7 protein-coding genes are annotated in these 6386 nt (G+C 70.8%); 4 read left to right on the top strand and 3 right to left on the bottom strand.

Features of this window, described 5'->3' with window-relative positions; genetic code table 11:
• A partial coding sequence (locus HHX41_RS31750) for a cellulose binding domain-containing protein (RefSeq protein WP_182908875.1) occupies positions 1-500 on the top strand: 500 nt, incomplete at its 5' end.
• A gap of 74 nt (positions 501-574) precedes the next feature.
• Here HHX41_RS31750 and HHX41_RS31745 read toward each other — a convergent pair.
• Complete coding sequence (locus tag HHX41_RS31745; RefSeq protein ID WP_182908874.1) at positions 575-1609, bottom strand: LacI family DNA-binding transcriptional regulator; 1035 nt, start codon at positions 1607-1609, stop codon at positions 575-577.
• 131 nt (positions 1610-1740) lie between these two features.
• The gene (locus tag HHX41_RS31740; RefSeq protein ID WP_182908873.1) at positions 1741-2580 is read right to left on the bottom strand and encodes a helix-turn-helix transcriptional regulator; all 840 of its coding nucleotides are present in this window, start codon (positions 2578-2580) and stop codon (positions 1741-1743) included.
• 102 nt (positions 2581-2682) lie between these two features.
• On the opposite strand from HHX41_RS31740, the gene HHX41_RS31735 reads away from it, so the two are divergent.
• The 3 genes from HHX41_RS31735 to HHX41_RS31725 all read left to right on the top strand — a co-directional run bounded on the left by HHX41_RS31735 (position 2683) and on the right by HHX41_RS31725 (position 5399).
• Positions 2683-3390 carry an SDR family NAD(P)-dependent oxidoreductase gene (locus tag HHX41_RS31735; protein WP_182908872.1) on the top strand — a complete coding sequence of 236 codons (708 nt, stop codon included), beginning with the start codon at positions 2683-2685 and terminating at the stop codon, positions 3388-3390.
• Positions 3391-3442: 52 nt separating this feature from the next.
• Positions 3443-3847, top strand: a complete 405-nt coding sequence (locus tag HHX41_RS31730) for an SRPBCC family protein (RefSeq protein ID WP_169987476.1) — start codon at positions 3443-3445, stop codon at positions 3845-3847.
• A 289-nt stretch (positions 3848-4136) separates the two neighbouring features.
• Entirely contained in the window at positions 4137-5399 is a 1263-nt protein-coding gene (locus HHX41_RS31725) for an MFS transporter (RefSeq protein WP_182908871.1), read from the top strand.
• Between the two features lie 45 nt (positions 5400-5444).
• On the opposite strand, the gene HHX41_RS31720 is transcribed toward HHX41_RS31725, so the two are convergent.
• Positions 5445-6314: a fumarylacetoacetate hydrolase family protein gene (locus tag HHX41_RS31720; RefSeq protein ID WP_220504595.1), complete on the bottom strand. Its 870-nt coding sequence runs from the start codon at positions 6312-6314 to the stop codon at positions 5445-5447.
• Positions 6315-6386 lie beyond the last annotated feature (72 nt).

Raw genomic sequence — 6386 nt, 5'->3', positions numbered from 1 at the left:
GCATCACCGACAAGTACTCCTGGCGCAGCGGCGACACCCCGCTGCTGTTCGACGGCAACTACAACAAGAAGCAGGCCTACACCGCCGTCCTCGACGCACTCAACGCGGCGACCCCGAACACCAGCCCGTCTCCGAACACGAGTCCGTCCCCCAACACCAGTCCCTCTCCGCGTACCACCCCGTCCTCGACGCCGTCTCCGGTGACGGGGGCGTGCTCGGCGACCATCGAGACGACCAACAGCTGGCCGGGCGGGTTCCAGTCGACGGTGACCGTACGGGCGGGCAGTTCGGCGGTCAACGGCTGGACCGTGAAGTGGACCTGGCCGAGCGGGCAGACCATCAGCAGCCTGTGGAGCGGCGTGTCGAGCGGGTCCGGCTCCTCCGTGACGGTCCGCAACGCGGACTACAACGGCTCCATCGCGGCCGGCTCGTCCACCACCTTCGGCTTCACCGCCAACGGCAGCGCGGCCACCCCGTCCGTCACCTGCACCAGCCCCTGACCCCCTTCCTGGCGAGGATCGCCTCCGGTGCGGGCGGGACCAAGGACCCCGCCCGCACCGGAGGCTCCGGCGAGCTACCGCTTCGGCGGCGCGGTGCTGCCGCGTACGACGAGGGTCGTGGCGAACTCCTGACGGTTATGGGGGAGGGGTTCGCCTCTGGCGAGCGTCACCAGCATCCTGGCGGCCGCCGCCGCCATCTCGGTCAGCGGCTGGTGGATCGTGGTCAGCGGCGGGATGGCCCAGCGCACCGGGGGCATGTCGTCGAAGCCGATGACGCTGAGGTCCTCCGGGATGCGCAGCCCCAGCTGGTGGGCCGCGTGGTAGACGCCGATGGCCTGGCCGTCGTTGGAGGCGAAGACGGCGGTGGGCGGATCCGGCAGGCGCAGCAGGCGGTGCGTGTGCGTCAGTCCGTCCTCGATCTGGTAGTCACCCGGGCAGATGAGGTCCGGGTCGACGGGCACACCGGCGGTGTCGAGCGCCGCGCGGTACCCGTCGAGACGGGCTCGGCTGGACAACGCGTGTGACGGCCCGGTGATGATGGCGATCCGCCGGTGGCCCAGCTCCAGCAGATGGCGGGTGGCGCTGAGCCCGCCGTTCCAGTTGCCCGCGCCCACGGAGGGCGTCCGGTGGCCGGGGTCGCCCGTCGGGTCCAGGAGAACGAGGGGGATCTTGCGGGTGGCGAGCCGTTCCCGCTGTAGGCCGGTCAGGTTGGAGAAGACCGCGATGACGCCGGTGGGGCGGCGCATGAGCACGTCCTCCAGCCAGTCGCCGCCGGGAGTGTGGTGGCCCTCCAGCTCGGAGATCGCCACGGCCAAGTGGTGCTCGCGCGCGATCTGCCCGACACCCCGGACGATCTCCGTCGGGTAGTCGCCCGCCAGTTCGTGGAAGACCAGCTCCAGCACGGCCGCGGGGCTGGAGCGCCGTCGCTGCCTGCGGAAGCCGTGCTCCCGGATGAGGTCCTCGATCATCGCGCGGGTCTCCGGCGCCACTGCGGAGCGGCCGTTCACCACCTTGGAGACCGTCGCCTTGGACACTCCCGCGAGCTCGGCGAGCTGCGCGAGGGTCAGCGGTTCTGGTTCTGATGCGGACGGCTCGTCGACAACGGTCACAAGGCGCAGTCTAACGGCGAGTTGCGCTTATGGCTCTAAATGTTTCGGTCATCGTGACAACGAAATCGGCGAACTGCCCGGCTGGCGCTTCATACCGCGCCCGAAAACTTTCGGCCCCCGGCGTGCCGGCGCTACCCGGCGAGCGACTGGGTGCCGAGCACGGTGAGCAGCGCGAGGCGCTCGGCGTCCTCGGTTCCGGGTTCGGCGGTGTAGACCATGACGCGCAGGTCGCTGCCCGTCACCGTGAGCACGTCGCAGTCCAGGGTCAGGGGACCGACGTCCGGATGGTCGATGGTTTTGCGCCCGGCCTGGTGCCGGCCGACGGTGCCGGAGTCCCACAGCTCGGCGAACCGGTCGCTGTTCGCGCACAGATCCGCGACCAGCCGCCGCAACCGCTGGTCGGCCGGGTAGCGGTCGCGGGTTGCGCGCAGGTCGGCGACCAGGGCCGTCTCGAACGCCCGCAGTGACTCCGGGGTGTGCCGGGCCCGGCTGCCGGGGCCGAGGAAGTGCCGCCACACCGCGTTGCGCCGGTCGCCGCGCCATCCGGACGGATCGCCCATCAGCGCGGCGTACGGCGGGTTCGCGATGAGCAGGGTCCAGCACGCGTCGTAGACCGCGACGGGTGTTCCGGCCAGCCGGTCGAGCATCCGCTGCACGCCGGGGGTGACGTACGCCGACACCGTCTCCGGGCCGGGCGGCGCCAGCCCGGCCAGCCGGAACAGGTGCGCGCGCTCGGTGCCGGACAGCCGCAGGGCCCTCGCCAGGGCCTCGACGACCTGCGCCGACGGGTTGGACGCACGGCCCTGTTCGAGCCGCGTGACGTAGTCGACGGAGATCCCGGCCAGCATGGCCAGCTCCTCCCGGCGCAGCCCGGTCGCGCGCCGGTGCCCGCCGCCGGGCAGCCCGGCGGCCTCGGGCGAGGCGCGGTCGCGCCAGCGGCGCACCGCTCCGCCGAACTCCGTCGTCGCCATGCACCCAAGTCTGCACCGCCGGGCGCGGTCCTGCCTGGTACCGGAAGTCCCAGGAAGCGGGGGGCGCTGGCCGGCCGTACGGCCGGGGCGGACCCTGGAGGCATGACGACAACGCTGATCACCGGAGCGAACAAGGGACTCGGCTTCGAGACCGCCCGCCGGCTCGTCGCGGCGGGTCACACCGTCTACGTCGGCAGCCGGGACGCCGGGCGCGGGCGCCGGGCCGCCGAACGGCTGGGCGCGCGCTGGGTCCTCCTCGACGTCACCGACGACGCGTCCGTGGCCGCCGCCGCGAAGACCGTCGAGGCGGACGGCGGACTGGACGTGCTGGTCAACAACGCCGGCATCGAGGAACGCACCGAGGCGAACGCGGTCACCGGCGCCGCGGGGACCACCGCCGACATGATGCGGCGCGTGTTCGAGACGAACGTCTTCGGCCTGGTGCGCGTCACCCACGCGTTCCTGCCGCTGCTGGAGCGGTCCGCCGCGCCGGTCGTGGTCAACGTGAGCAGCGGCCTGGCCTCGCTCGCCGGCGCCGCGACCCCCGGCTCGCCGGCGTACGCGTATCCGGGAGTCGCCTACCCGGCGTCGAAGACCGCGGTCAACATGATCACCGTGCAGTACGCGAAGGCGTTCCCGGGCATGCGGATCAACGCGGTGGAGCCCGGATACACCGCCACGGACCTGAACGGGCACACGGGCACGCAGACCGTCGAGGAGGGCGCCGAGATCATCGTCCGCATGGCGCAGGTGGGCCGGGACGGCCCGACCGGGGGCTACTTCGACGCCGGGGGTCCCCTTCCCTGGTGACTCGCGTCCGCGCCGGCCCTGCCCAGAAGCCATTGCCGGAATACTGACGTGCATGGCGGCGGAATCACGACACATCAGCGAGCGAATCGACCGGCCGGCGGACGAGGTCTACGAATACGCGTCGGACCCGGCCAATCTCCCCACCTGGGCTCCCGGGCTCGGCGAGGCGGTGGAGAACGCCGACGGGCAGTGGTTCGTGGTGACACCGTCGGGCCGGGTCGGCTTCGCCTTCGTGGAGCGCAACACGTACGGCGTCCTCGACCATGAGGTCACGCTGCCCTCCGGCGAGGTCGTCCACAACCCGATGCGGGTCATCCCCGACGGCGACGGCTGCGAGGTGGTGTTCACCCTGCGTCGCCTTCCGGGCGTGAGCGACGAGGACTTCGCCCGCGACGCGGGTCTCGTGCAGGCCGACCTCACCCGGCTGAAGCAGGTGCTCGAAGCGCCGGGCGCCTGAACCGGCGCCGGAATTTCGTCCGGCACGCGGGAGAGTGTGCGCGGAGAATTGGCGGGTCGCGGAGCTTCTCGAATGGCGGAATGAGTCGCTGAGGATATCGCGGGGAAACGGCGGCCACCGGCCCGGATTCCGGACGACCTCATGACGCCTGGGCTTCCTGACCAGCGATATCGCCGGTCAGGAGGTGAATGACGAAAGGCTCGTCGTGGCAGGGTGGCAGATCGTCGTCTTGCGGGTTCCGTTCGATCGGGATTCATTGCTTACCATGCGCAGTCGCTTGGGGAAGCTCATGGTTCCGGCTCGTTCCGCGGACGGTTCTCTGGCGCGAAATCGCGAATTCCGCCTGCTGTGGCTCAGCTTCACGATGTCGGTGGCGGCCGACCAGATCTTTCCGGTCACGATAACCATCGCGGCCCTCAACGCGGGTGGCACGGCCTCGACCGTCGGCGCGATCTTCACCTGCCGATGGGTCGCGATCATCGTGTTCGCGTTGCTCGGCGGGCTGTGGGCGGATCGACTGCCGCGCCGTACGGTGATGGTCGCCTCGCTGGGTTTCCAATGCTGTGTGGCCGCCGTCGGGTTGTCCGGCGACACCTCCACCTGGCTCCTCGGGCTCCTGGTCTTCCTCGTCGGAGCGGCGGAGGCGTTCCACCGGCCCGCCTACCAGGCGTGCCTGTCATCCGTGCTCACCCCCGGCCAGCGTCCGGCCGGCGCGGCGCTGACCGCCGTCTCCTGGCGGCTCGGCGCCGTCATCGGGCCCGGTCTCGGCGCGTACGTCGTGACGGCGTGGTCCGCCGGGATCGGATTTTTCGCCGTGCTGACGGCCTATCTGCTCGGCCTCGTCCTTCTCCTGCCGCTGCGCGAACCCGTCGTCAGGCCGGGACCGCGGGCGTCGGCCGTGCGGGAGATCGGCGACGGACTCGCCGAGGTCTCACGGCGGCGGTGGGTCCTGGGCGTCATCATCGCCGTCGCGCTCCAGCAGATGCTCACGATCGCGCCGGCGCAGGTCCTGTTGCCTCTCGTCTCCCGTGAGACCTTCGGCGGCGACGCCGTCTACGGAACCGCCCTCGCCCTGCTGTCGGTCGGGGGCCTGGCGGGCGGGCTGATCGGCATGAGGTGGAGACCCGGCAGGCCGGGGCTGGCCGCGATCACCGGGCTCGCTCTCTACGGCGTCGTGCCGCTCGCGCTCGCCTGGCCGGTGTCGCCGGAGTTCGTGTACGCGTGCTACATCGCCGCGGGTCTCGGGCTGGAGATCTTCGCCGTGCAGTGGGTGGTGAACCTCCAGAGGGAGATCCCGCCGGAGCGCCTCGCCCGGGTCACCTCCGTCGACTGGCTGGCCGCCTCGGTCATGACGCCCCTCGGCCTGACGCTGACCGGTCCGGCCGGCGCGGCGATCGGCCGTTCGACGCTGCTGCTGATCGGCGCGGTCGCCGGATTCGCCGTGCCGATGGCGACCGTCTTCCTGCGCGGGATGTCCCGCTTTCAAAGCGACGTCGCTCCGCTCGGCGGGGACCCCACCGCGGAGGCGGCCTCCTCGCTCAGGACGCCGTGAGCTGTCGGCCCGAAGCCGCTGCGCGGCCCGAAGCGCCGCCGTGTGTCACGGGGGCGTCAGGAAGCCGAAGTGGTCCTTGCCCACGACAACCTGGTTGCGGAGCTCCCCGACCTCCTGGATCGTCACGGTGATCAGGTCGCCCGCGTGCAACCGGAAGTCGAGTTCGGGCACGAGGCCGGTCCCGGTGGAGAGCACGACCCCGTGGGGATGGTTCTCGGAGTGGAACAGGTAGGCGGTCAGCTCGGTGAACGGGCGCCTGATCTGACTGGTGGAGGTCGTGCCGTCCCAGATGACGGCGCCCTCGCGAGCGACCGTCAGGCGGATGGCGAGGTCGGAGGGGTCGACCTCCCATGCGGGTCTGATCCCGGAGGACAGAGCGCACGCGCCGGCGTACGTCTTGGCCTGGGGCAGGTAGAGCGGGTTCTCGCCCTCCACCGACCGTGAGCTCATGTCGTTGCAGACGACGTAGCCGACGATTTCCTCGAATCGGTTCACCACAAGCGCCAGCTCGGGCTCGGGAACGTTGAGCACCGAATCGGAGCGGATGCCGACGGGTTCGCCGTCGACGACCACTCGCCAGGCGGGCGACTTGAAGAACAACTCGGGACGCTCGGCGTCATAGACCAGCTCGTAGACCGATTTGAGGGCGCTCTCTTCCACTCGTGCGTCCCGAGAACGCAGGTAGGTCACGCCTGACGCCCAGACCTCCATGGCGCCGTCCACGGGTGCGAGCGGCCGCACCTCGCTGAGCAGGCCGTCGGGGGTGGCGTCGGCGCAGATCCGCTCGATGTCCTCCTTCCGGTGCTGGAGAAGCTCGAACATGCCGGCGACCGGCAGGGTGGACAGGATGCCGTCATTCACCACCGCGACGCGTGGGCGGGGGTCGGCATGCCGCCGATACCTAACGATGTGCACTCCGGTTTCCCTTCCACCGTGAAGCGCATGACCTCAGGCGCTCCGATGCGAGCTCTGGACAAAGTCATTGTG

The sequence above is a fragment of the Microbispora sp. H13382 genome (assembly GCF_014161445.1).
Classification (GTDB): Bacteria; Actinomycetota; Actinomycetes; order Streptosporangiales; family Streptosporangiaceae; genus Microbispora.
Note: the sequence above shows the minus strand (reverse complement) of the source record. Positions and strands in the feature narration are given on the sequence as shown.

Coding starts and splice junctions, on each gene's coding strand:
- HHX41_RS31740 (WP_182908873.1), bottom strand. CDS start 2,580: ATGGCGACGACGGAGTTCGGCGGAGCGGTGCGCCGCTGGCGCGACCGC.
- HHX41_RS31735 (WP_182908872.1), top strand. CDS start 2,683: ATGACGACAACGCTGATCACCGGAGCGAACAAGGGACTCGGCTTCGAG.
- HHX41_RS31730 (WP_169987476.1), top strand. CDS start 3,443: ATGGCGGCGGAATCACGACACATCAGCGAGCGAATCGACCGGCCGGCG.
- HHX41_RS31725 (WP_182908871.1), top strand. CDS start 4,137: ATGGTTCCGGCTCGTTCCGCGGACGGTTCTCTGGCGCGAAATCGCGAA.